Source organism: Nonomuraea sp. NBC_00507 (assembly GCF_036013525.1).
Taxonomy (GTDB): Bacteria; Actinomycetota; Actinomycetes; order Streptosporangiales; family Streptosporangiaceae; genus Nonomuraea.
The window spans coordinates 10,205,618-10,229,746 of record NZ_CP107853.1; the positions used below are offsets into that span (position 1 = coordinate 10,205,618).

At 69.1% G+C, this 24,129-nt stretch carries 21 protein-coding genes; 13 read left to right on the forward strand and 8 right to left on the reverse strand.

The features are described from left to right. The first annotated feature begins 17 nt into the window (after positions 1–17). Positions 18–1,313, forward strand: coding sequence for an FAD-dependent monooxygenase (locus OHA25_RS49005; RefSeq protein WP_327583706.1), 1,296 nt, complete (start codon positions 18–20; stop codon positions 1,311–1,313). Here the strand turns inward: OHA25_RS49005 and OHA25_RS49010 are convergent. From OHA25_RS49010 to OHA25_RS49020, 3 genes are read right to left on the reverse strand one after another with little or no spacing between them, the layout of a single operon-like run. Beyond that, on the reverse strand, positions 1,217–3,004 hold the full coding sequence (locus OHA25_RS49010) for a DUF5605 domain-containing protein (RefSeq protein ID WP_327583707.1): 1,788 nt from the start codon (positions 3,002–3,004) through the stop codon (positions 1,217–1,219). The two genes, OHA25_RS49005 and OHA25_RS49010, sit on opposite strands and share 97 nt — an antisense overlap. Next, positions 3,001–3,744, reverse strand: coding sequence for a TetR/AcrR family transcriptional regulator (locus tag OHA25_RS49015; protein ID WP_327583708.1), 744 nt, complete (start codon positions 3,742–3,744; stop codon positions 3,001–3,003). The genes OHA25_RS49010 and OHA25_RS49015 overlap by 4 nt, the downstream gene beginning before the upstream one ends. Position 3,745: 1 nt before the next feature. Then, entirely contained in the window at positions 3,746–5,617 is a 1,872-nt protein-coding gene (locus OHA25_RS49020) for a glycoside hydrolase family 3 protein (protein WP_327583709.1), read from the reverse strand. A 129-nt stretch (positions 5,618–5,746) separates the two neighbouring features. On the opposite strand from OHA25_RS49020, the gene OHA25_RS49025 reads away from it, so the two are divergent. From OHA25_RS49025 to OHA25_RS49045, 5 genes are all read left to right on the forward strand, one after another. Continuing rightward, positions 5,747–6,889 (forward strand): serine hydrolase domain-containing protein, encoded by a 1,143-nt coding sequence (locus tag OHA25_RS49025; protein WP_327583710.1) that lies wholly within the window; start codon positions 5,747–5,749, stop codon positions 6,887–6,889. Positions 6,890–6,940: 51 nt separating this feature from the next. Next, the gene (locus OHA25_RS49030; RefSeq protein WP_327583711.1) at positions 6,941–8,488 is read left to right on the forward strand and encodes an ABC transporter substrate-binding protein; all 1,548 of its coding nucleotides are present in this window, start codon (positions 6,941–6,943) and stop codon (positions 8,486–8,488) included. A gap of 72 nt (positions 8,489–8,560) precedes the next feature. Next, complete coding sequence (locus tag OHA25_RS49035) at positions 8,561–9,496, forward strand: ABC transporter permease (RefSeq protein WP_327591156.1); 936 nt, start codon at positions 8,561–8,563, stop codon at positions 9,494–9,496. After that, positions 9,493–11,280 carry a dipeptide/oligopeptide/nickel ABC transporter permease/ATP-binding protein gene (locus tag OHA25_RS49040; protein ID WP_327583712.1) on the forward strand — a complete coding sequence of 596 codons (1,788 nt, stop codon included), beginning with the start codon at positions 9,493–9,495 and terminating at the stop codon, positions 11,278–11,280. Before OHA25_RS49035 ends, OHA25_RS49040 begins: the two co-directional genes overlap by 4 nt. Continuing rightward, entirely contained in the window at positions 11,273–12,130 is an 858-nt protein-coding gene (locus tag OHA25_RS49045) for an ATP-binding cassette domain-containing protein (RefSeq protein ID WP_327583713.1), read from the forward strand. The genes OHA25_RS49040 and OHA25_RS49045 overlap by 8 nt, the downstream gene beginning before the upstream one ends. A gap of 150 nt (positions 12,131–12,280) precedes the next feature. Here OHA25_RS49045 and OHA25_RS49050 read toward each other — a convergent pair whose 3' ends face one another. Genes OHA25_RS49050 through OHA25_RS49070 form a run of 5 tightly spaced genes read right to left on the reverse strand, consistent with a single transcriptional unit; the run spans position 12,281 to position 17,758 of the window. Next, positions 12,281–13,330, reverse strand: a complete 1,050-nt coding sequence (locus tag OHA25_RS49050; protein WP_305916152.1) for an LLM class flavin-dependent oxidoreductase — start codon at positions 13,328–13,330, stop codon at positions 12,281–12,283. After that, on the reverse strand, positions 13,327–14,814 hold the full coding sequence (locus OHA25_RS49055) for an APC family permease (RefSeq protein WP_327583714.1): 1,488 nt from the start codon (positions 14,812–14,814) through the stop codon (positions 13,327–13,329). The genes OHA25_RS49050 and OHA25_RS49055 overlap by 4 nt, the downstream gene beginning before the upstream one ends. Continuing rightward, positions 14,798–15,052 carry a hypothetical protein gene (locus OHA25_RS49060; RefSeq protein ID WP_327583715.1) on the reverse strand — a complete coding sequence of 85 codons (255 nt, stop codon included), beginning with the start codon at positions 15,050–15,052 and terminating at the stop codon, positions 14,798–14,800. Before OHA25_RS49060 ends, OHA25_RS49055 begins: the two co-directional genes overlap by 17 nt. Then, positions 15,049–16,548: an FAD-binding oxidoreductase gene (locus OHA25_RS49065; protein WP_327583716.1), complete on the reverse strand. Its 1,500-nt coding sequence runs from the start codon at positions 16,546–16,548 to the stop codon at positions 15,049–15,051. Before OHA25_RS49065 ends, OHA25_RS49060 begins: the two co-directional genes overlap by 4 nt. A 19-nt stretch (positions 16,549–16,567) precedes the next feature. Next, the gene (locus tag OHA25_RS49070; RefSeq protein ID WP_327583717.1) at positions 16,568–17,758 is read right to left on the reverse strand and encodes a (Fe-S)-binding protein; all 1,191 of its coding nucleotides are present in this window, start codon (positions 17,756–17,758) and stop codon (positions 16,568–16,570) included. Positions 17,759–17,826: 68 nt separating this feature from the next. Between OHA25_RS49070 and OHA25_RS49075 the strand changes: the two genes are divergently transcribed. The 7 genes from OHA25_RS49075 (at position 17,827) to OHA25_RS49105 (ending at position 23,961) form a co-directional block, all read left to right on the forward strand. Next, positions 17,827–18,579: a FadR/GntR family transcriptional regulator gene (locus OHA25_RS49075; protein WP_327583718.1), complete on the forward strand. Its 753-nt coding sequence runs from the start codon at positions 17,827–17,829 to the stop codon at positions 18,577–18,579. A 10-nt stretch (positions 18,580–18,589) separates the two neighbouring features. Further along, positions 18,590–19,297, forward strand: coding sequence for a PDC sensor domain-containing protein (locus tag OHA25_RS49080; protein ID WP_327583719.1), 708 nt, complete (start codon positions 18,590–18,592; stop codon positions 19,295–19,297). Between the two features lie 15 nt (positions 19,298–19,312). After that, positions 19,313–20,248, forward strand: coding sequence for an NAD(+)/NADH kinase (locus OHA25_RS49085; protein WP_327583720.1), 936 nt, complete (start codon positions 19,313–19,315; stop codon positions 20,246–20,248). 117 nt (positions 20,249–20,365) lie between these two features. After that, positions 20,366–21,403, forward strand: a complete 1,038-nt coding sequence (locus tag OHA25_RS49090) for a hypothetical protein (protein ID WP_327583721.1) — start codon at positions 20,366–20,368, stop codon at positions 21,401–21,403. Between the two features lie 127 nt (positions 21,404–21,530). After that, the gene (locus OHA25_RS49095; RefSeq protein WP_327583722.1) at positions 21,531–21,944 is read left to right on the forward strand and encodes a ribonuclease domain-containing protein; all 414 of its coding nucleotides are present in this window, start codon (positions 21,531–21,533) and stop codon (positions 21,942–21,944) included. Between the two features lie 7 nt (positions 21,945–21,951). Continuing rightward, positions 21,952–22,320 (forward strand): barstar family protein, encoded by a 369-nt coding sequence (locus OHA25_RS49100; protein ID WP_305916138.1) that lies wholly within the window; start codon positions 21,952–21,954, stop codon positions 22,318–22,320. Positions 22,321–22,497: 177 nt separating this feature from the next. Beyond that, entirely contained in the window at positions 22,498–23,961 is a 1,464-nt protein-coding gene (locus tag OHA25_RS49105) for a family 43 glycosylhydrolase (protein WP_327583723.1), read from the forward strand. Positions 23,962–24,129: the final 168 nt, after the last annotated feature.

Genomic DNA, 24,129 nt, shown 5'->3' on the forward strand with positions numbered 1-24,129 from the left:
CGTGCCGGGCAGGCGCGGTGGCCACGGCGGAAGCGGAGTGCGAGCAGATGGTCGGCGCAGGGGTGAAGAACCTAAGGATCGCGATCCTGGGAGGTGGGATCGGCGGACTCGCGGCCGGCGCCTTCCTTCGTCGTGAAGGGATCTCCGCCACCATCTACGAACAGGCGTCGCAGCTGAAGGAGGTGGGTGCGGGGCTGGTGGTGGCGCCGAACGCGGCCCGATTGCTCCGCCGGCTCGGTGTCCTCGACGACTTCCTGCGCCATGCCGTACGACTCGAGATCGGCTGGGAGTTCCGCCGCTGGCAGGACGGCACGGTGCTGTCCGCCGAAGATCTCGCCGCGGCCTGCGAGCAGCTGTACGGCGAGCACACCTACACCGCGCATCGTGCCGACCTCCTGCACGTGCTGAGATCAGCCGTCCCCGACAGCGGCATTCGCCTCGGCAAGCGATGCGTCGATCTCACCACCCGCGGCGACGGCCGGCCGGTGCTGCGCTTCGCGGACGGCGAGATCGTCGAGCCCGACGTGGTGATCGGAGCGGACGGGATCCACTCCGTCGTGCGCAGCACGATCGCCGAATCCTCGCCGGCCGCCTACTCCGGAATCTGCGCCTTCCGCGCCCTCGTGCCGTCCGAGCGCGCCCCGGCCTTCTCCCGGCGCAACGCCCAGACACTCTGGATCGGGCCCGGCCACCATCTGGTGCACTACCCCGTCTCGGCGGGACGGTTCGTGAACCTCGTCGCGTTCGCTCCCGCCGGGGACGACGCCGTCGAGTCGTGGACCGCGACCGCGACGGTGGAGGAGTTCCTGGCCGAGTTCGAAGGCTGGGATCCGCGGCTCACCGAGCTCATCCAGGCGGGTGGGACGCCCGGACGGTGGGCCCTGCTGGACCGGGCACCGCTGCGGCGGTGGAGCAAGGGCGCGGTGACCCTCCTCGGCGACGCGGCCCACCCGATGTTCCCCTTCTTCGGGCAGGGGGCGGCCCAGGCCATCGAGGACGCCGCCGTGCTCGCCCGCTGCCTCGCCGGCGAACCGGGCGACCCCTCCCAGGCTCTGCGGCGGTACGAGACGCTGCGGATCCCCCGGACCCGCAGGTTGCAGGAGGTGAGCCACGCGCGGGCGCTCATCAACCACCTGCCCGACGGGCCGGAACAACAGGCCCGCGACAAGTCCTTCGCCGACGCGGACCCCTTGGTGGCGAACGGCTGGATCTACGCCTACGACCTGGACGAAGCCCCGGAAGGGTCCGCCGCGACGAGCCGGAGCGCCATGTATTGGCGCGCCGGCAGGGGGACCCGGAAGCTGCCCGAGTAGGTGCCGGGCAGCGTTTCGACCGTCATGTTCCACGTGTCGATCACGTCGACCGTCCAGACCGTGCCGGGCTCCATCGTGATATCGCGGTAGGACGGCCGGTTGAAGCCGAAGTAGGCGATCAAATAGCGCGATGCCACGCCGCCCCAGGGGGTGTCCCAGTCACTCGGCAGCGGGTCGAGCACGCCGGTCGGTGATTCCGCGATGATCTGCTTGAGGAAGGCGATCCGATCCGGGCTCGAGCCGACGAGTTCGCCGCCCTTCGACCACCACAGCTCTTCGCGATCGTTGAGGTAGGTCTCCCCGTGTCCGACGTAGCCGCCGCGTACCGCGCCCTCCCAGAAGCGCCGGGTCATCTCCTCACCGGTGATGTTGCCCCATCCTTGGTCGATGTCGCCTTCGTAGGCGCACTCATCGATGACGACGGGTTTGCCCCACTGCTCACGCCACTGGTCGGTGTTCTCGGCGGTGCGGTAGACGTCGATGCGCTGCACACTCGCGTGGGTGACCCACGGCCGGCCGTAGTCGTAGAAGCCGAAGCAGTTGTGGATCGAGAACAGGTGCCCGACCGGGTCCTCCTCGACGACGATCGCGGCCAGCCGCTCCCAGTCGTCGGCGGTCTTCGAGGACAGCAGGTCGTATTCGTTCGCGAGCGACCACCAGACATTCGGCAACGCCGACAATCTCCGGACCACGTAGCGGATGTAGCGGTCGTCCGCGGCGGTGCCCATGTCGGAGAAGCCCCAGCGATCGTAGGCGTGAAACAGGATGACATCGGCCTCGACGCCGATCACCGCAAGATCCGCGATCCGACGCTCGAAAGCACGGAAGTAGGCGGGGTTGAAGCGCGTGAAGTCCCACCCGCCGTCGCCGTCCGGCTCGAACGGATAGAGCGGAGGCTCATTGGCGTTGAAGAGATACGACTTCGGGAAGATCCCCATCCGGATCTTGGTGAAGGGCGAGCCGGCAAGCGTGCGCAAGGTCTGTTCCTGCAGCGCTTCGCTCTGGTGCGTCCAGGCGTACGCGGTCGTGCCGAGCGGCAGATGAGGAGTGCCGTCCGCGTGCGCGAAGTGATACCGGCCGGCCACCCGGACCGGCCCTCGGCCCGTACCGGCCACCGCGGTGAGCTCCACGGTGACGCCGTCGAGGGAGGGCGTGGTCGCCTCCGTTGTGACGACCCAGCGTCCGGCCTGGTCGGGCAGCAGCCGGATGCGCCAGATCCCGTCGCCGTCGTAGAAGCCGCCGAGCCGGCGTGCCGACCCGTCGGGGGCGGTGACGCGTGCGTGCACCTCGACGTCGACGAACGGATTGCCGTGGCTGGGTCCGGCGAGTGCGAGCTCCCAGGTCGCCCACACCTCGCCCGCGGCGGGTGCGGAGATCACTTCGGCCGAACCGCGAGGCGTGCCGGTCGGCTCGTAGCGGGGATCCGGCGCGATCGGCGGCGGATCGGAGCGTACGTGTGGGTCACCGGAATCGAGTGCGGCAAGCTCGCGCCACAGGTCGTCGAGCTGTGCGGAGGTGAGCCGGGCGTACGGGCCGGCGGCCGTGATGTCGCCGAGGGAGCGCCGGCGCAACTGAATGAGCAGTGGCGAGTTCACGACCCCGGGCAACGCGCGCCGGATGATGCCGCGGGCCTCGGCGTGGTCGAGGAGGTCGGCGAGCAGAGTGCGCGGCCCGAATCCCCGGCCGTTCATGCCGTGCCACCCGGGGTGCCGCCCGGGGTGCCGCCCGGGGTGCCGCCCGGGGTGCCGCCCGGGGTGCCGGTCCCCTTGGCGGGATCCTCAGGCACGTCGATGTCCCGAGCCGGTGCCGTGCCGAGCAGCGACCACAGGTAGTCGAGATGCGCTGCCATGTCGATCGAGCGGTCGTACTGCCACTGCTGCTGGAGACCGTCCGCGACCGCGATCAGGATGCGGGACAGCATCTCGGCGTCGAGCCCCTGCCGCAGTTCGCCTGCGTCCACGGCGTGCCCGATGTCGGCGCGCACGTTTCCGGTGACCCGGCGGAAACGCTCACTGAAGAAGTCGTGTGCGGGGTGCTCGGGGTCGACTCCTTCCTGGATCAGCGCCGAGTACAGCTCCACGAGGCCGGGCACCTCGCTGTTGTGCCGGACGATGCGGGTGATGCGCGGTTCGGCGGCGTCGCTGTTCGTGAAGGCGGCGACGTCACGTTCGTCGCGGCGACGGAGCACCTCGGTCAGGAGGTTCTCCTTCGAGCCGAAGTGGTAGAGCAGGCCTGCCTTGGTCAGGTTCGCCGCGTCGGCGATCTGCTGCACGCTCGTGTTGCCATAGCCGTTCACGGCGATCAATTCCAGCGCGGCGTCGAGAATCTCCCGGCGCTTCGCCCGCCCCTTCTCATAAGGGCCGGGGCTCTCATAGGGGCGGGGGCGCGACGGTGTGGGCGCTTCCCTGTCGGGCAACAGTGTTCCCTTCATCTCAGGTCCGTGTGATCCCGGCGGTGCTGCTGGCAGCGTATCCGGCGCGGAACAATGCGTCGGCGGTGTCCCCGGGTACGTCGGGGAGGCTCGTCTCGACGGCGGCCATCGAGCGTGGCAGGTCGAACGGCAGCCGTCCCTGCGGCTTCGCCACGCCGAGGACGACGTCGAGCACCGCACGATCGGAGGCGCCGAACTCGGCCAGCAAGGTGAGTCCGGCGTCGAGGAACGGGGTGAGGATCGCGGGCCGGTCCAGCCCCACCACGAGAGCCGTCGGCGCCACCGCCGCGAGATCGAGGATCCGGGCGATGTCGGCTTCGGCGAACTCGAGCCTGCCGGCGTGGAAGCCGCTTTCCAGCATGTACGTGTCGCGGGCTTCCCACGGCGCCGCGACCCGGACCACGATCAGGTCGGCGTCGCGCGGATCGTGGACGACGTCGGCGACCCCTGCCACAGCCGTCGGGTCGAGGCCGTCGAGGTAGAGCCGCGCAGGCTGCACCGGCAACGCGTCGAGCGGGGTGAGCGCCACCATGGCGCGAGCCTGGGCGGCCAGCCCCTCGGCGACGAACTGCGGCGCGCCGACGACGGCGGCGGCCCCGTCCTCGCAGACGAACGGATTGTCGAACAGCCCGAGATCGAACTTCACCGCGAGCAGCCGGCGCGCGGACTCGTCGATCCGTGACTCGGGAATGTCGCCGCTTTCGACGAGGTCGATGAGGAGGTCGACGCACTCCTCGCCGCCGATCTGGTCGCACCCCGCCTCCACGATGCGACGTACGCGCTCGCGCGGCGTGAGCTCTTCGGCGCCCCAGGCCCGCGCGGGCAGGATGCGGCTCCCGTCGGCCGACAGCGCGTCGGTGACGAGTCCCCAGTCACTGCACACCACGCCGTCGTAGCCGAGACGCTCGCGCAGGAGGCCGGTGATGATCTGCCGGTTGAAACCGAAGCCGATCTCCTCGATCGGCTCGCCTTCCCACTCGAGGCCCATCGGTATCCCGTAGTACGGCATGAGGCCGGCGGTGCCGGCGGCGATCGCCGCGCGGAAGGGCGCGAGGTGCTCGTCGAAGCGCCCGCCGGGGTATATCTGCTCGCGCCCGTAAGGGAAGTGGGGGTCCTCGCCGTCGCGCTGCGGCCCGCCGCCGGGGAAGTGCTTGGTGATGCAGGCGACGCTGCCGGGACCGAGGGTCGCGCCCTGAAAACCCTCCAGGTACGCGACGACGAGGCGGCCGGCGAGCTCGCCGTCCTGGCCGAAGGTCGTGTACTGGCGTGCCCAGCGTGGCTCGGTCGCGAGGTCGACCGAGGGATGCAGCGCCGCCCGGAGGCCGAGAGCGAGGTACTCGCGTCGTGCGACGTCGCCGAATCGGCGGACGAGATCGGCGTCGCCGATGGCGGCGAAGCCGATCTGGTCGGGCCAGGCGGAGAAGTCGGTTGCCGCGAAGGAAGCGGCCGCGTTGTGCCCGAATCCGTGTCGCGGGTCGGTCGAAAGCGTGACCGGGATGCCGTGCGGGCTCCGCGCGGCGAGCTCCTGCACCGCGTTCTGCCAGCGCGCCATTTCCCGCGGTCCGGGCATCTCGGTCACGTTGAGGTGCGTGATGAGCCTGCCGCCGACGAGGTCGGCGGCGCCCACGCGGCCCGGTCGAATCGGCGCGTTCGAGACCCGGCCGTCTGCGGTCGCGACCACCTGGGTGTGGAACATGAGGCCGGCCTTCTCGGCGAGCGAAAGACGAGTCACGAGGTCGGCGACCCGCTCGGCAGTGGACAGTCGCGGGTCCTCGTAGGGCTCCATCGTGCCGTTGTCGTTCAGGTCTCTGAAGCGGACGCCGTCCCGCGCAGTCAGCGTGTCAGCGGCGGCCGCCGGCGAGGCAGGTGGCATGTGTGACTCCAGCTTATTGATCAAGCAAAGGCCCGGCGTATCCGGCATCATTGACATACTTACCACTGGTCAGTATGTTTCCCCTAACTGTTGGTCACACGCCACTGTGACAACGCAGGGAGGCATCGCATGACCGCCCCCACGACGAGCTTCGACGGGTACGTCGCCGCTCCGTTCCGCCCACTCATCGACGGCATCGCCGAGCGGGGGGAGTTCCGCGACGACGACCTCCAGATCGCCGCCTACGCAGGCACGGAGCTCGTGCTGGACATCGCGATCGGCCCCGAGATCACCCGCGAGAGCCTGCTCATCCCCTACTCCGTGTCGAAGAGCACGATCGCCATGAGCATCGGCCTCCTCCTCGAACACGGCCGTCTCGACCTGGACGCCCCCGTGGCTCGCTACTGGCCCGAGTTCGCCGCCGCCGGCAAAGCCGCGATCACCGTCCGCCAACTGCTCTCCCACCAAGCCGGCCTGCCGCAGACCGTGCCCGGACTGACCCGCGACGAGCTCGCCGACACCGTCCGTGGTGCCGAACTGCTCGCCGCGCAGCGCCCGCTCTGGCATCCCGGCTCCGCCTTCGGCTACCACGCCGTGACCATCGGCATCCTCGGCTCCGAGATCGTGCGCCGCATCACCGGCCGTACCCTCGCCGAGTTCTACGAGCAGGAGATCCGCGGGCCGCGTGGCCTCGACTTCTATCTAGGGCTTCCCGAGGAGCTCGAACCGCGCGCTCTCGACCTGCTGCCAATGCGCCCGGTCGCCGGCTCCGCCGGCCCGCCCTTCCCCCGCACGCCCGGCCAGCTGGGCGCCCATGTGATGGCCGGCGCCGCGTCCCCCACGAACGAGGACGAGCGTCGTCGCCAGGCCCGACGCGATCGCGCCATCGGCATGCCGGCCGCCGGCGCTACCGCGTCCGCGCGCGGCATCGCGGCCCTCTTCGCGGAGAGCACCGTGGGCCTCACCGGCGCCCCGCTGCTCTCCGCCGACACCATCGCGCAACTGGCCCAACCCCAGGTGGCCGGCATCGACGAGGTGATCGGGATCGAGCGGCGCTACGGCATCGTCTTCCAGAAGCCCGTCCCGGGGCTCCTGTTCGGCGGATTCCGTGCGTTCGGCCACGACGGCATGGGCGGCGCGCTCGGCTTCCACGATCCGGAAACCGGAATCAGCTTCGGGTACGTCGTCCGCCGCATGCCACCGCCCGGCGGCTGCGACGCCCGGGCGCTCCGCATCGCTCAGGCGATGCGGTCGATCGTCCTCCAAGCATGACGGTCAGGTGCTGAGCCGTCGCCACCGCGCCACGGACACAAGGGAGTATTCATGCACATCCGCAGCGTCGTCGCAGCGGCTCTCGCTGTCGGCGTCACCATGGGTGCCGGCGCCTGCGCCGGCGCCGAGCCGCAGAGCCCCAGCGGCGCCGCCACCAGCACGCTGACCCTGGGCAGCATCATCGCACCGCAGACGTTCGACCCCGCCGGAGCCGGCGACGCCAACTTCGTCCCCTACGCCCAGGCCGCCTATGACTCACTCATCCTGCGCAAGCCGGACGGCACCTATGCCCCCATGCTGGCGACCGACTGGAAACTCACCGACGACAACACGTCGGTCACGCTCAACCTGCGCCCCAACGTCACCTTCAGTGACGGCACTCCCTTCGACGCCGAGGCGGCGAAGGCGAACATCGAGCACTTCCACGACGGCACCGGTCCCCTCTCGAGTGAGCTCGCCCTCCTCGATTCGGTCAAGGTCGTCGACGCGGACACCGTCACACTGGCCTACACCTCGCCCGATCCCGACATCCTCTACAACCTCTCGGACGCCGCCGGTCGCATGGCCAGTCCCGCCGCGCTGAAGAACCCGCAGAGCCTCGCCACGACCCCGGTCGGCTCGGGGCCCTATGTGCTCGACACCGCCGCGACGGTGCAGGGCTCGACTTACACCTTCACCGCGCGTCCGCAGTACTGGAACCCCGAGCTGCAGCAGTTCGGCAAGGTCGTGTTCAAGATCTTCCCCGACGAGGTGTCGCTGCTGAACGCGCTCCAGAGCCGTCAGGTGGACGCCGCCAACCTCACCGGCGCCGACAACCGCAAGGCCGCCACGGCCGCCGGTATCAAACATCTCACTCCGGACAGCAACATCTCGTGGACGGGCACGATCTTCTACGACCGCACGGGTTCGATCGTCCCAGCGCTCGGGGACAAGCGGGTTCGCCGCGCGATAGCGATGTCGTTCAACGTGCCGCAGATCCGGAAAGCCTTGATGGCGGACACCGGCGTGCCCAACACGCAGATCTTCCGGCAGGCCTCCCCCGGATACGACGAAGCGCTCAACAACGCCTACGCCTACGACGTCGCCGGCGCGAAGAAGCTCATGGCGGAGGCGGGTTATGCGGGCGGCTTCGACCTGACCCTGCCGATCAACGCGAACACCACGCCCGCCGCGATGGAGAACTACAAGAACAGCCTCGGCGCCCTCGGCATTCGCGTCACATTCAAGAACCTCGGCACGATCCCGCAATACTTCGCGGGCCTGCAGAGCGGCAAGTATGCGATGTCCCCCGCGATCTTCGGCGCGGGGCCGACAGACTGGAAAGTGATCAACAACTATCTCGTCGAGAAGGCCACCTGGAATCCGCTGCACACGACCGACCCGAAGTTGTCCCAGCTGATCCAGTCCTACCCGGCCGCGGCCGAGAAGGACCACGCCAAGATCATCGGTGAGATCAACAAGTTCCTCGTCGACAACGTCTGGTTCGACCCCTGGCTGTTCATCGAGGAGCAGTACTTCGTGGCCGGCCCCGTCAACGTGACGCTGCAGAAGGACCAGAACATCCCGTCGATCTACAACTACGCGCCCGCCGCTGGGTAAGAAGCGTCGTCTCCGGACGGGCCGGGCTCGGTCCGTCCGTCCGGAGACGGTGCCGGAAAGGCAGTCAAGTTGTTGGCGTTCCTCGCGAAGAGAATCGGCGCGGGTCTGTCAGTGCTCCTGGTGGTCCCCTCCCTCACGTTCCTGCTCATGTACGGCAATGCGGCGAACGCCGCGCGGCAGATCCTGGGGGAGAACGCGACGCCCGAGCAGATCGCCGCCAAGTCGGCCGAGCTTGGCGTCGACAGGCCGCTGTACGTTCAGTTCGTCGACTATGTGGGGCACCTGTCCCTGGGCTACCTCGGCCGCTCCTGGTTCACGGCGGAACCCGTGGGCTCCCTGGTCACCAGCCGGGCCACCGTCACCCTCACCGTCGTGATCGGCTCGATCCTGGTCTCGACGCTGCTCGCCTTCGCCCTGGGCGTCACCGCCGCACTCCGCCGGGGCGTCCTCGACATCGCGCTTCAGGTGCTCGCGATCGTCGGCTTCGCGGTGCCGGGTTTCTGGCTCGCCCTGCTGCTCGTGTCGGGTCTCGCGCTGCACCTGCGACTCTTGCCTGCGACGGGATTCGTCCCCTTCACCGCCTCGCCCGGCCAGTGGCTGGCATCGATCACCCTGCCCATCGTCGCCCTCATGGTCGGCGCGGTCGCCGGCGTGGCGCAGCAGGTGCGCGGCGCCGTGATCGACGTCCTCGAACAGGACTACGTGCGGACGCTCCGTGCGCGCGGATTGCCGTCCTGGCGGGTCGTCGTGCACGTCCTGCGCAACGCGAGCGCACCGGCGCTGACGGTCGTCGCGCTCACCTTCATCGGCACGCTCAGCGGTGCGGTCTTCGTCGAGCGCATCTTCGCACTTCCCGGACTCGGCCTCGCCGCCACGAACGGGGCGATCAACGGCGACGTACCGGTCATCATGGGCGTCGTCCTGGTGATGACCACCATCGTCGTGCTGGTCAACCTCGTGGTCGACCTCGCCATCGGCCTTCTCAACCCGAAGGTGCGTCTTTCATGAGCCAGATGGTCTCGATCCCGGCCCCCGCAGCGGTCGCGGCACGGCGTGGTGTCATCAGCAAGGTGCTGCACGACCCGCTGGGGATCATCTCGCTGGTGGTCCTGCTGCTCATCCTGTTCGCGACCGTACTGGCGCCCGTGCTCGCCCCGCAGGACCCGGCCCGGTCGTCGCTCGACGACATCTTCGCTCCGATCTCCGCCGGCCACCCGCTCGGCGGCGACAGCGCCGGCCGCGACCTGCTCTCCCGGCTTCTGTACGGCGCCCAGGTCAGCCTGCTCGGCGCGACCATCGCCCTCCTCACCTCGCTCGTCATCGGACTGCCCGCAGGCCTCATCGCCGGCTACTACGGCCGGACCTTCGACTCGGTCTCCTCGTGGGCTTCGAACCTGCTCCAGGCGCTGCCTGCGATCATCGTGCTGCTGGCGCTGCGCACCGTGTTCGGCCCCTCCATCTGGACGTCGATGGTCATCTTCGGCGTCATGCTCGCGCCCGGCGCGTACCGCCTGGTGCGCGCCACAGTGAGCGGGGTACGCAACGAGCTCTACATCGACGCCGCCCTGGTGTCCGGCCTGAGCGACACCAGGATCATCGCCCGGCACATGATTCGCGTCGTACGCGGGCCGCTCATCATGCACAGCGCCATGGTGCTGGCGATCTGCATCAGCATCCAGGCCGGACTCGAGTTCCTCGGCTTCGGCGACCCGCAGACCGCCAGCTGGGGCTCCATGCTCAACGAGGGTTTCCTCAACATCTTCCAGGCTCCGCAGATGCTGTTCTGGCCCGGTCTCGCCCTCTTCATGGCCTCGGCCGCCCTCGCCCTGTTCGCGAGCAGTCTCCGGGACGCTCTGCAGGCCGGCGCCGCGAAGCCGGTCCGGCGCCGCCACCGCGCCGCTGCTCCCCCGGCCGGGAACACCGAAGGGAGCGGAGCTGCCGAGACAAGAGGAACGGCGGCCACGTCGAGCGCGCTGCTCTCGGTCCGAGATCTGCGCGTCGCCTACAGCGGCGGCTCCATCGAGGTCGTACACGGAGTCTCGCTCGATGTCGCACACGGCGAGGTCGTCGGCCTCGTCGGCGAGTCCGGATCGGGCAAGACCCAAGTCGCGCTCTCGGTCCTTGACCTGCTGCCGACCGGCGGCGAGGTCACCTCTGGGGCGATCGCGCTCGCCGGCGAGCCGCTCCTCGGCCGCCCGGCGTCGTTCCTGCGCACCGTGCGCGGGCGCCGGATCGGCTACATCCCGCAGGAGCCGATGAGCAACCTCGACCCGTCGTTCCGGGTCGGCAACCAGCTGAGCGAAGTCGTCCGGGTGCACCTCGGCCTCTCCCGAGCGGCGGCGCGTGACCGCGTGCTCGACCTGCTCGCACGGGTCGGCATCCCGGACCCCGCACGCACATACCGTGCCTTCCCGCACGAGATCTCCGGCGGTATGGCGCAGCGGGTCCTCATCGCCGGTGCCGTGTCATGCGATCCCCAACTGCTCGTCGCCGACGAGCCGACCACGGCGCTCGACGTCACGGTGCAGGCCGACATCCTCGACCTGCTTCGTGACCTGCAGCAGGAGAAAGGTCTTGGCGTGCTGTTCGTGACGCACGACTTCGGTGTCGTGGCCGACATCTGCGATCGCGTCCTCGTGATGCGGCAGGGCGAGATCGTCGAGAGCGGGCACGCCCAGGCGATCTTCGACTCGCCGCGGCATGACTACACGCGGTCGCTGCTCGGCTCGATGCTCGACGGGCGGCCGTCCCGGCTCGCCCGCGCGAAGGCTACGGGGGACTCTCGTGTCTGAATCACTGCTTGAGGTTCGAGACCTCGTCGTCGAGTATCCGTCGAAGGGCTTCCGCTCGAAACCGTTCCGTGCCCTTCACGGGGTCTCGATCGACGTGAAGCCCGGCCAGACCGTCGGTCTGGTCGGCGAGTCGGGCTCGGGCAAGACCACACTCGGCCGCGCCATTCTCGGCCTCGCCCCGGTGACCGGCGGCTCGATTCGGTTCGAGGGCCGGGAGATCGGGCACGCCTCGCGCCGTGCGCGCCGCGGGCTCGCGCGCGAGCTGCAGGTGGTCTTCCAGGATCCCTACACCTCGCTCAACCCGAGCATGACGGTCGGCGACATCCTCACCGAACCGCTCTGGGTCATCGGCGTCAGGCGTCACGCCGCCAAGGCGCAGGTACGCGAACTCCTCGACCAGGTTCGGCTGCCGAAGGATGCCGTGGACCGCTATGCGCGGGAGTTCAGCGGGGGCCAGCGCCAGCGAGTCGCGATCGCCCGGGCACTCGCGCTGCGGCCGAAGCTCGTCGTCTGTGATGAGCCTGTGTCGGCACTTGATCTCTCGACCCAGGCGACCGTGCTCGATCTGTTGATCGAGCTGCAGGAGTCGCTTGATGTGGCCTATTTGTTCGTGTCGCACGACCTGGGCGTCGTGCGCTACATCAGCCATCGGGTGGCGGTGATGTATCGAGGGCAGCTCGTCGAGGACGGGGACGGGGACGTCGTGACATCGAGCCCCGAGCATCCGTACACGCAGCGCCTCCTGCTCGCGGCGCCCATCCCGGATCCGCATCGGCAGGAAGTCAATCGAGCCAACCGCCACCGCCTGCTCGCACAGCAGGTCGAGCAGGACGTACAGGCGGGCCTTTAAGGCAAAGCTGCTCCTGTCATGTGACGTCACATCTGCGTGCCCGACAGCAAGCGCGTGTTCGCACGTCTGCGGCGCCTCCTCGCGCATGCTCGCGTCGCACGAGCAGTTGGGCGCGTGGGGGTACGGCGTCGTCCGCCGTACCCCCCACGGTCAGGCGAACGCGGGCATGATCTGGTCGTGGATCAGCCTGAGCTGGCTGTCCACATCCGCCACCTCGGGCAGCTCCCTCCCCATGAACTGCTTGACCAAGGTCGCGTCGGTGATGGCCAGGATCATGTGGTTGACGCCCGATGGCTCGATCTCGCGCTTGATCTTGGCCACGCACTCCTCCGGCGTGCCGGCGATGGACAGCCGCTCCCCCAGCTCCGGCGTGGTCAGCTCGATCGCCCTGGCCAGGTCGCCGGCGCCGAGGGCGTCGACGATCGGCTTCATCGCGTTCGGGTCGACGCCGTTGCGTTCGAGCTGCTCGGCGGGCATGGACGAGGCGTAGAGGCCGACCATGCTGCGGGCGGCCTCCTTCGCCACGGCCGAGTCCGGGCCGGTGGCGAAGACGACCCAGGCGCCGATGTCCATCGAGGAGGCGTCCTTGCCCGCCTTCTCCGCGCCGGCCCTGAAGTGCTGGACGAGGTAGTCGTAGGCCTCGCGGGTGTAGCTGAGCGCGTGGTGCACGCCATCGGACAGTTCGCCGGCCGCCTGGAAGGAGCGCGGTCCGCGCATCGCGCCGAGCTTGACCGGCACGCGGTCCTGCACGGGGCGGGCGAAGGTGAACAGGCCGCTGTACTTGAAGAACTCGCCGTCGAAGGTGATAGCGCCGTCGTCCAGCAGCGTGCGCACCACGTGCGCCGCCTCCTTCACGCGCGACAGCGGTTTGGTGACCGTCCAGTCGATGTTGTACTGCGCGAGCAGCCCGAAGTTGCCGCTGGACAGCACGACCTCGGCGCGCCCGTCGCTGAGCTCGTCGAGCGTGGCCGCCGCCTGGGCGATCAGGGACGGCTCGCGCAGCACCACCGACGAGACGCTGGGCCCGAACCTGATGCGGGACGTCTGCTGCGCCGCGGCGGCGAACAGCAGCCACAGGTCCTTGTGCCAGGTCTCGTCGGCCGCGTAGCAGGCGTGGAAGCCGAGCTCGTCGGCCAGGCGAATGGACGCCAGCGACTCGCGCAGCGGGTAGTCGGGCAGCATCACGTAGCTGAACTTCATCGTGCGACCTCCTGAGGGATGGCGTCGCCCGAAGGGGCGTCGCCCTTGTCGTACGGCCTGGCGACCAGCAGGTAGACCAGCCCGGCGGCGACCACCACCAGCCCGGACAGGGCCACCAGGTAGTTGTCGTACCAGGGGGCGTCGGGCGTCCTCGGCCAGGCCATGTTGAGGATGGCGAGCACCCCGTAGACCAGCGCCGCCACGTTGACGGCCAGGCCCGCGCGGCCCAGCGTGAACGGCCCGGACGGGCGCCAGCCGCGCAACCTGGCCCGCAACGCCGCCAGCACGACCATCTGGAAGCCCAGGTAGATGCCGAGCACCGCGAATGAAATGATCTTGATGAGGGCGTCTTCCGACACGATGGACCCGAGCACGACCAGTGCGGGCACGACGGCGGCGACCAGGAGCGCGTTCGGCGGGATGCGCCTGGCCCGGGAGAACCTCCTGAGCGCGCGACTGCCGGCGATCATGTCGTCGCGGGCGTAGGCGTACAGCAGCCGGCTCGCTGCCGCCTGCAGGCTGAGCGCGCACGACAGGAACGACAGCAGCACCACGCCGAGCACGACCTTGAGGCCGGTGGCGCCGAAGGCGGTGGTCAGCACGTTCGTGACGGGATCGGCGTCGGCCCCGGAGACGACGGCGGCGAAGTCGGGCACCGCGAGCAGCAGTGCCAGGCAGACGAACGTCGCCGCCGCGCCGCCCACGTAGATGGTCATGCGCATGGCCTTGGGGATGCGCCGGGTCGGGTCGGGCACCTCCTCGGCCACGTCACCGCACGCCTCGAACCCGTAGTACTGAAATATCCCGATAAGCCCGGCGGCCAGGAACGCGATGAAATATCCGGACTCCGACCCCGCGCCGAACGAGTCGAACAGCACCCCGAGCCCGTGGTGCCGCTGGGTGAGCAGCAGCCACCCGCCCACGGCCAGCGCCCCGATCAGCTCGGCGGCGAACCCGATGATCGCCGCTACCGCCAGAGCCCTGGTCCCGGCCATGTTGATGGCCAGCGCGACGGCCAGGATGATCAGCGCGCACAGGATTGTGTTCCCCGTGCCCACCTCGATCCCGAGAAATGCAGATAAGTACGGCCCCGCCCCGTACGCCACGCTCGCGATCGTCACCAGCAGCGCGACCAGGTACACCCAGCCCGTCATCCAGGCCCACCGCCGCCCCCACAGCCGTCTGGCCCAGGGATAGATGCCCCCGGTCAGCGGATACTGCGAGACGATCTCGCCGAAGACCAGCGCCACCAGGAACTGCCCGGCGCCCACGATGACCAGGCTCCAGATCATCGGCGGGCCGCCGACGGCCAGCGACGAGGCGAACAGCGTGTAGATCCCGACCACGGGAGACAGGTACGTGAAGCCGAGGGAGAAGTTGGCCCACAGGCTCATGTCCCTGCGGAACTCGGAGGTGTAGCCGAGGTCGGCCAGCCGGGCGTCGTCCGCCGGGCCGCTCAGTGGAGCGTCATTCGTCGAGGTCATGGAGGAGCTCCTCGCCGGAGATCACTTTGTCCGCGAAGTGCCGATGCATCCAGGCCAGATGGTCGGCTCGGGACCGGACCAGGCGCAGCGTGTCCCAGTTGGGGAAGGTCTGCTGCGTCACGTGGTCGGTCATGAGGCCGGGCTCGACCTCGAAGACGTGCTCGAACCGGGTGATCGCGACGTCGGTCACCCGCTGGGGCGGTGGAGGCGACATCTCCTCCTGATAGCGATATTTCACGATTTCTCCGCGTATGCCTGGTCGAGCAGGTACTTGCCGGGGTTCATGATGTTGTTCGGGTCGATGGCCCGTTTGATGTCGAGCATCACGTCGTATCCGCCACCGAGCTCGACGGGCACCAGGTCCACCTCGCCCTCGCGGCAGGAGCCGTGGCAGGCGCTGATCGAGCCGCCGTGCGCCAGCGTCACGGCGGCGAGGTCGCGCTTGGCCCGCACCCACGCCTCCCACGCGGCGTCGTCGAGCCGCTGCTCCCAGATGCCGATGTCGATCTCGGTGAGGTAGTCGGCGCCGGTCGCGCCATTGGTGTAGGCGAACATGCCCCAGTCGTCGAACACGTCGCTTTCCCGCCTGAGCCGGTCGGCGATCTCGTGCCAGGCCAGCCGTACGGCGGGCAGGTTCGTGTAGTTGATCGAGGCGTCCTCGCAGTGCCAGCTCATCGGGACGACCTGGCCCGACCGGGTACGGCCGTGCAGCGGCGTGGCGTACCTGTCGTGCCGGGCCGCCCAGTCGCCCTCGGAGATCTCGTCGCCCAGGTAGCGGGCCCCGAGCGAGCGGGCGATGCGCAGCAGCCTCCGGCCGCCGGCCCGGACCTCGTCCTCGTAGCCGTACATGGCGGCGCACACCAGCGCCTTCACCGACGACGGCTGCGGGATGTAGGCCTCGTCGTCGCGCCTTAGGTAGTCGACCTTCCACTCGTCGAACAGCACCGCGCCGGCGAACGTGGCCACGCCCGCCCGCGCCAGCGCCCCGACCGCGCGGTAGGCGCTGTCGTAGTCCTCGAACGCCCAGAACGGCGAGAGCTCCGCCTCCGGCTTCGGGAACAACTTCAGCGTCGCCTCGGTGGCGATGCCGAGCGTGCCCTGATGCCCCATGAACAGGTGTTTGAGCTGGTACCCGCTGGAGCTCTTGGTGATCTTCCGCCCGATGCCGTCGCCGACGTGGATGACCCGGCCGGTCGGCAGCACGTGGTCGAAGCTGAGCACCAGGTCGCGGGTGTGGCCGTAGCGGGAGCCGATCAGCGACCAGCCGCTGGTGCCGATCCGGCCGCCGACGAGCGAGCACGGGTAGGAGGCCGGATCGTCCGGATAGATCAGGCCGTGCCGGGCGATGACCTCGTTGAGCTTGAGCGCGTTGATGCCGGTGCCGACCGTGCAGGTGCGGTTGTCGAGGTCGATCTCCTTGATCTGGTTGATGCGCTTGACGTCCACGACGATGCCGCCGCGCAGCGGCACCGCGCCGTCGGTCAGCCCGGTGCCGCCGTCGCGCGGCACGACCGGGATCCGCAGGCTGTTGGCCAGCCGGAGCACCTCCGCGACCTCCTCCGTGGAGGCCGGCAGCACGACCAGATCGGGCATGCGCTCCGCCCACCGGTGCACGGGGAACGGCGCGGGCACGCGCGCCCGGTTGAGCCGGTCGGCCTTGCCGGTCAGCACGTGCTCGGGGCCGAGGATCTGCCGGAGCTCCTCGAGTACGGGGTCGCCGAGCAGGACGGTCATGACGCCACCTCCGGCGCGCTCATGGGGCCACCCCCAGCGACTCGGCCAGCAGCTCGTGCAGGTCCACGACGTCGATCGAGCGCGCCCGGCCGGCCTCCGACAACGGCCGCTCCGACCACGGGCAGGCGCTGACCAGTGTGTCCACGCCCAGCTCCGCCGCCTTCTCGACCCGGTGCTCGCTGATCTTCGCGGTCAGCTCCGGCTTCTCGACGGGCAGCCCGCCGCCCCCGCCCGAGCAGTACGACCACTGCGTCACCCGGTCCACGTCGTGGAAGGTCAAGCCGGGGATCGCCCGCAGGATCTCCCGCGGTTCCCGCCAGACGCCCTTGCGCTTGTTGAGCCGACACGGGTCGTGGTAGGTCACCGTACGCTCGACCGGGACGTGCGGCGTCAGCCTGCCCTCCCTGATCAGCTCCGCCAGCAACTCCACGACCAGCACGATCTCGATGTCGTAGGCGTCGCCGAAGTACTTCGGATAGTCCTCGGTGAAGGTGATGTAGTCGTGCGGGTCGAGCACCAGCACCCGCCGCACCCCGGCCGCCCGCCAGTCGTCCAGGTTGTGTTGGGCGAACCGGCGCGCCTGCTCCTCGTAGCCCATCTCGGCCGCCGGGCCGCCGCAGCACCACTGCTCGTTCATCAGCCCGAACTTGTAGCCGGCGAGGTTGAGGATCCGGGCCACCGAGCGTGGTACCGAGGTGCGATAGAAGGCCGCTTCGCAGTCGACGAACAAGATGGTCTCCCCGCCGATCGGCAGGTCCAGCCCATCGGCCCAGTCGCGGACCCGCGCCTGGTCGACGGGGGTGCCGTTCAGCACCGGCTCGTGCCTGCGCTCGTCGGTGAGCAGGTTCCAGCGCTGCCAGCCCGGCTGGTGCACGCCCTGCGAGACGGCCAGCCCGCGCACGGCCTTGACCAGGTCGACCGTACGGGTGCGGAAGCGGTAGAAGTCGCCGGTGAACAACGAGTTGGGGCAGCGCAGCTCGCACGCGCCGCATCCGGTGCAGTTGACGTAGTCGGCCGCGACGTCCGCGACCTCGAGCTCGCCCTTCTCCATCGCCACGACGTTGGCGTGGAAGGCGGTGGGACTCCAGGACTCGTTCCGCGTGACCTGCATGACCGGGCAGACCTCGCGGCAGAACTTGTGGCCTGAGGAGAAACAGTTGTAGGCGGCGTTGCGCCACTCCTCGGCGAACCTCTTCTCGGGATCCGGCATGTGGCCTCCCTAGGTGGGTTGCGCTTAAAACTATGAGTTCATATTTCAAAAGGCAATATGCTCTCCCTATGAATCAGCGCGCGGGGGCGCTCCCCACGGCGGCGGTCTTCGCCCCGGTCGATGACGGCTCCGGCCGGGTGGAGGTCGTGGTGCGCCGGCTGGCGGAGGCGATCGCGCTCGGCCTGATCGCCGACGGCGACCAGCTCCCCGCCGAGCTGGAGCTGGCCAACGCGCTCAACGTCTCCACCGTGACGCTGCGCGCGGCTCTGGCCGCCCTGCGCGAGCGCGGGCTGGTCGAGACCCGCAGAGGGCGCGGCGGCGGCACGTTCGTGCTCGCGCCCGCCGACCCGTCCACCGCCCGCCTACGGCGCCGCCTGCGCGAGCTCAGCACCTCGGAGCTGCGCGAGATCGGCGACTACCGCTCCGCGATCGCGGGCACCGCCGCCCGGCTGGCCGCCCTGCGGGCCTCCGCCGACAACGTCACGCGCCTGCGCCAGGTCCTCGCCCGCCTCGACGCGGCCACCTCCGTGGGCGAGCGCCGCCGCGCCGACGGCCGCTTCCACATCGAGGTCGCCGCCGCCGCCCAATCCGTGCGGCTGACGCGCGCCGAGATCGACATCCAGGCCGAGGTGGGCGAGCTGCTCTGGCTCCCGTACGGGGAGGCCGTCGACCCGCAGGACGTCGTGCTCAGTCACACCCAGGTGATCGACGCCATCGAGGCCCGCGATCCGGCCCGAGCCAGGTCGCTCACCGAGGAACACATCGACAAGGGGATAGAGCGTCTGATGGAGTTTCATTGGCGGCTCGTCGCATCCGAGTGAGGAGGCAACGATGAGCGATCGGCACGTCGGTCAGGTGGCGGAGCGGGTCCACACGATCGTCGCGGACATCTTCAGCTCGCTGGATCGCATGCTGGCGAGCGTCGCGGCCTGCTATCGCGCCTCCGGCTCGTTCGCCTGCGCCGACCTGGCCGCGGTCCGGCCGGAGATCTTCGCCTGCCTGAGCAGGACGCACGAGGTGGTGGCGGGGGCGGGCGTCATCGTCGCACCCGGCGTGCTGGCCGACCGCCGGCGGTGGCTGGAGTGGTGGCAGGCGCCGCCCGAACAGGATCCGATCTTCCTCGACGTGGACCTCGACCCGGAGAGCCTCGACTTCTACGACTACACGGCCGCCGAATGGTTCGCCGTGCCCGAGCGCACCCGCCGCCGCCACATCGTCGGCCCGTACGTCGACTACGGCGGCACCGACACCTACATGCTGACGTTCACCGCGCCCGCCGAGGTGGACGGCCGCTTCCTCGGCGTGGTGGGCGCCGACGTGCGGGCGGCCAGGTTCGAGGCATTGCTGCTCGGCGTGCTGGCCGCCAGCCCCACGCAGATCACGCTGGTCAACGCCGAGGGTAGGGTGGTGGCGACCAACTCACCGCGGTTGCCCGCCGGCTCCCTGCTCCTGGATCCGGGGTCGGACCGGCTCCCGCTGCCCGAGTTGCCCTGGAGCATCGTCACATCCGCCAGGGACCGGGCGATCAGCCCCCTGTAGGGTAGAGGCCTTTTCGTGAAGAGCTCGACCAGCCGGCCGCACCGCACTCTGGGGCTGGTGGTGCACCCGGACCGGCCGGTCCGGGACTCCGTACAGGTGATCACCCGGTTCGCACGGCGTATCGGGGCCACCGTCATCGCCCGCCGGAGCGACGCCGAGCGGGTGGGGCCGGAGGTCGACACCGTGCCGGCCGAGGAGTTCGCCGACCGGGTGGACGGCGTGATCAGCCTCGGCGGCGACGGCACCATGCTGGGCGCGATGCGCCTGGTGGTCGGCCGCCAGGTGCCGGTGCTCGGCGTCAACCACGGCCACCTGGGCTTCCTCATCGAGGTCACTCCGTCGGAGCTGGAGCCGGCCCTCGAGCGCCTGACCGAGGGCCGCTTCACGCTCGAGCCGCACAGCTGCCTGGATGCGGGCGACTTCACCGCGTTCAACGACATCGTGGTCGCCTCGGCCGAGCCGCTGTCGAGCCTGACGCTCGACCTCGAGGTCAACGGGCTGCGGCACGGCTACTACCGGGGGGACGCGGTGATCGTCTGCACGCCGACGGGCTCAACGGCTTACAACTACGCCGCGGGCGGCCCCGTCATCTCGCCGTCCACCCCGGCCGTCGCCCTCACCCCCGTGGCACCGATGTCCGGCATCAGCCGCTCCGTCATCCTGGGCAAGGACGACCACATCGTCCTGCGCAACCCGTCCGACAACGTGCCGCTGATCTTCTCCGTGGACGGCACCCCCGCCGACCCGCTGCAGCCGGGGGCCGACCTGTCGATAAGGCTGCGCACCGATGCCGTGGACATCGTCCGATTCGACGTCGGCGCCCACCTGCAGCGCAACCGGGTCAAGCTCAGCCTGCTGGATCTGCCGCTCAGACCGGACCAGCTCGTGGAGCTGATCCCCCAGCCGCTGCGCGAACAGGCCGAGCGCCTCCGTCAGGCACGCACGGACTAGCGCAGGCCTGGAGGCCCGCTCATCCTGACTTTCGACGGTGAAAGTCAGTCAAACGGGCAGCCATCGAAGGGTCGCATCGGCAAGAATCGGCGGAGACCGAAATCAAGGAGGTTCTCCGTGCGCGCAGTCCTCGCCGCCGTGCTCGCGACGCTCACCCTGTTGGCCACCGGTGTCGGTTCGGCCAGCGCCGCACCACGCCGGTCGGCCTTACCCGGTGGAAAGGCCAACTTTGTGATCAGCCAGGGCTTCTTGCGCGCCGGGTCCACGCAGAACTGGGTGCGTCTGGGCACATACCAGTTCAAGGCCAACGGCACCGTCAGCGCGAGCACCTACCTCTGGTGGCAGCGCAACCCCGAGGGCAGACAGGCCACCGGTGTCGTCCCCGATTCCAGCTGCTCGACCAAGGCAGGCGGCTCCAGCTCACGTGTACGCGCCTGCGACGTGCTGACTGCCGGCGGTTTCACAGGCGCCCCGGACGAATCCCGTACCGGGACCTACAGCATGGCCGGCAACGTGGTGAGCATCAGATGGAAGATCGCGCAGACCTGGACCGAGAAGTGGCGCGTGCAGCTGTCGCCTGACGGCAAGCTCGCCCGGCTGCAGTTCGCGGGCGGCACCCTGGCCACCCACGGATACGGCTACGGAAGCAACTCCTCGTTCGCCACTCGCCGCGCCATGAGCTCCGTACGGACCTTCGCCGGAGCGCTCAGACAGGACCTGGTCTCCTGGTCGGGTCAGCGCATCGTGAATTCCGCTAACCAGCCGTTCAAGCCGGGCGCCTTCCGCGGCTGCGCCACCACGACCTCGTGCCTGACCTACCTGCAGCCGTCGTCCGCGAACGCCTGCCAGAAGAGCGGCGGCTGCCCCAACGTCGGCGGCGGCACCAAGGCGAACATCAGCTCCATCCAGTACTACCTCGTCAAAATCTCCAACCACGATCGCCGCGACACCATGTGGCACTGGTGCACCTGTCTGGCCATGGAAAGAAAGCAGTTCTGCTATTCGGGCAACTCGCACATGAAGCCGCTGCTGCAGATCATCGACGACAGCGGCGCCTTCCGCGGCTGGGTCGGCGCCGAGGCGTCCTTCTACCCCGGGTCCGGGACCAGGGCCAAAGACATGATGGCCGTATTCCGGATCACCGACTTCCGCTGACGCGTCCGCGCGTTCAGGTTCACCGCCGCGTCCGCGAAGTGTTCACGAGTCCTTTGCGGTCTTTGTCGTTATTCGACACGACAAACGGTGATCATTGCAGTGTCCGTCGCACCCACGAGGAGGCTACGTGCACACACCGCGACGCTCCCAACCGTCCTGGGCGGTAAGGCTTACCGTCATCCTCACCGCCATCACGTCCCTCATCGGCCTGGTCGGCATCACCCCCGCCAACGCCGCGGTCTACAGCTCCTGCACCATCTCGCGGTGCGCCGACGCGCGCACGGCCAAATCGATCTGGGCTTCCAAGGGTTACCCCACCACCAGAAACTGGTATTCGTGGCCGGACGGCAGGTACAACTTCGCCGGCGGACGCTTCTACAACCGCGAGGGCCAGCTCCCCAGCGGCGCCACCTACTATGAGTACGACGTGTACTCCCGGTCGATGGGTGCCGCGCGTGACGTCTACCGGATCGTCGTCAACCGCAGCACCGGCGTGGCGTGGTTCTCGCCCAACCACTACACCGACTTCTACCGGCTCTAGGAACCTCATGGCCTCCACCGCACGTCCGCTGCCGCACTGGCTGACGGTGTCCACCGGCCCAGCACCGGCAGTGGTGGATGGGCGGGCCTGCCGGACCCGCGCCGCCTTCTTCGAGGAGGTGGCGCGGGCTCTGCGCTTCCCTGACTACTTCGGCCGCAATTGGGACGCGCTCACCGACTGCCTGCGCGATGCGGGCGCCGTCGCCCTGATCGTGGAGCACGCCGAGGACCTGCTCAGCGCCGAACCTCCCGAGCAGTTCGACACCTTGCTGGCCGTCCTTTCTGACGCCGCCGGGGACGGGCTGACCGTGACTCTGTGCACCGACCCCGCCCATGAGACTCCGCTCCGGCAACGGGCCGCCGCCGCACTGACGTGAAACTTTCAACCCATCCGTGCGCCCGGCCTGCCGGGGGCGCCGGCGCACGCTTGCGATAGCCCTGGAACTCCTTGACCGGCCGCGGTGTTCGCGTTAACACTGAGCGCACAGCTTCCGTAGTCAACTGTCAGCGCCACTGTCAGGAAGAATGTTAGCGCTAACATCATGGAGTGCTCAATGAAGAGACGCACCGCCCCTCTCTTAGGACCCGGCTGCCGCCTCGGAAACACTGCCATCGCGGTCGTCGCAACGGTGCTCATGGTGTGCCAGTCGCTCGTGGCCGCAGCCCCGGCGACCGCCGCGACCATCGATACCAACGCCTCCTATGTGCTGGTCAACCGGCACAGCGGCAAGGCCATGGACGTCTATAACCGCGCCACCTCCGACGGCGCCCCCATCGTCCAGTGGGCCCGCAACGACGGCGCCTGGCAGCAGTGGCAGTTCGTCGACTCCGGCGGCGGCTACTACCGCCTGCGCTCGCGCCACAGCGGCAAGGTCCTCGACGTCTCCAACCGCTCTACGGCCGATGGCGCGAACGTCGTCCAGTGGAGCGACCTCAATGGCACCAACCAGCAGTTCCGCGTCGTCGACACCGACAATGGGTTCGTCAAGCTGATCAATCGCAACAGCGGCAAGGCGCTGGAGGTGTGGGAGTGGTCCACCACCGACGGCGGCCGCCTGTCGCAGTACACCGACCTCAACGGCGCCAACCAGCAGTGGCAGCTCCTCAAGCTAGGCGATTCCACCACGCCGCCGCCTGGCTACCCCAATCCCGGGTACGTCACCGGCGACGTCAATGTCCACGACCCCGAGGTGACCAAGACCCCGGGCGGCACGTACCTGCTGGCTCACACCGGTGACGGCATCCCGCTGAAGACCTCGGCCGACCGGACGGCCTGGCGGAATGCCGGATCGGCGTTCCCGGGCGGCGTCCCGTGGGCCCATCCGTACACGGATGGAGGCAACACGCTGTGGGCGCCGGACATCACCCATGTCAACGGCCGCTACTCCATGTACTACTCGGCCTCCACGTTCGGTTCCAACCACTCGGCGATCTTCCTGGCCACCAGCTCGACCGGCGCGTCCGGATCGTGGACCAACCAGGGCCTGGTGATCGAATCGCGCACCTCGGACGACTTCAACGCGATCGACCCCAACCTGGTCATCGACGATCAAGGCCGCTGGTGGCTGAACTTCGGCTCCTTCTGGTCCGGCATCAAAATGGTCCAGCTCGACCCCGCCACCGGCAAGCGCATCGACTCCACCATCCGCAGCATCGCCGGCCGGGGCGGCGGCGCGATCGAGGCGCCCTCCATCTTCCGCCATGGCGGCTACTACTACCTGCTGGTCTCCTTCGACCTGTGCTGCCGCGGCGCCTCCAGCACCTATCGCATCATGGTCGGCCGTTCCACGTCGATCACCGGCACGTACGTCGACCGCAACGGGACGGCGATGACCTCCGGCGGCGGCACGCAAATCCTGGCCGGGCATGGAAGCATCCACGGCCCTGGCCACCAGGCCGTCCTGCCCGACAACGACGGAGACGTGCTCTTCTATCACTGGTACGCCGACGACGGTTCCTCCCGGCTCGGCATCAATAGGATCGGCTGGGACGCCGCGGGCTGGCCTTTCGTCTACTGACCCACTTTGGGCTGAGTGTCACGTCAGGTTGTGGGCGCAGGCGGTAAGCAGGGAGGCCAGCTTGTGCACCTCCCCGGAGGGAAATCCGGTGATCATGCGTTCCTCCACGCCCCAGGTGCACATGCGCGAGGCCGCCGCCATCGCCGACCAGTTCGACCCCCACCTGCA

Coding starts and splice junctions, on each gene's coding strand:
- OHA25_RS49010 (WP_327583707.1), bottom strand. CDS start 3,004: ATGAACGGCCGGGGATTCGGGCCGCGCACTCTGCTCGCCGACCTCCTC.
- OHA25_RS49015 (WP_327583708.1), bottom strand. CDS start 3,744: ATGAAGGGAACACTGTTGCCCGACAGGGAAGCGCCCACACCGTCGCGC.
- OHA25_RS49020 (WP_327583709.1), bottom strand. CDS start 5,617: ATGCCACCTGCCTCGCCGGCGGCCGCCGCTGACACGCTGACTGCGCGG.
- OHA25_RS49025 (WP_327583710.1), top strand. CDS start 5,747: ATGACCGCCCCCACGACGAGCTTCGACGGGTACGTCGCCGCTCCGTTC.
- OHA25_RS49030 (WP_327583711.1), top strand. CDS start 6,941: ATGCACATCCGCAGCGTCGTCGCAGCGGCTCTCGCTGTCGGCGTCACC.
- OHA25_RS49040 (WP_327583712.1), top strand. CDS start 9,493: ATGAGCCAGATGGTCTCGATCCCGGCCCCCGCAGCGGTCGCGGCACGG.
- OHA25_RS49050 (WP_305916152.1), bottom strand. CDS start 13,330: ATGAAGTTCAGCTACGTGATGCTGCCCGACTACCCGCTGCGCGAGTCG.
- OHA25_RS49055 (WP_327583714.1), bottom strand. CDS start 14,814: ATGACCTCGACGAATGACGCTCCACTGAGCGGCCCGGCGGACGACGCC.
- OHA25_RS49065 (WP_327583716.1), bottom strand. CDS start 16,548: ATGACCGTCCTGCTCGGCGACCCCGTACTCGAGGAGCTCCGGCAGATC.
- OHA25_RS49070 (WP_327583717.1), bottom strand. CDS start 17,758: ATGCCGGATCCCGAGAAGAGGTTCGCCGAGGAGTGGCGCAACGCCGCC.
- OHA25_RS49075 (WP_327583718.1), top strand. CDS start 17,827: ATGAATCAGCGCGCGGGGGCGCTCCCCACGGCGGCGGTCTTCGCCCCG.
- OHA25_RS49080 (WP_327583719.1), top strand. CDS start 18,590: ATGAGCGATCGGCACGTCGGTCAGGTGGCGGAGCGGGTCCACACGATC.
- OHA25_RS49100 (WP_305916138.1), top strand. CDS start 21,952: ATGGCCTCCACCGCACGTCCGCTGCCGCACTGGCTGACGGTGTCCACC.
- OHA25_RS49105 (WP_327583723.1), top strand. CDS start 22,498: ATGAAGAGACGCACCGCCCCTCTCTTAGGACCCGGCTGCCGCCTCGGA.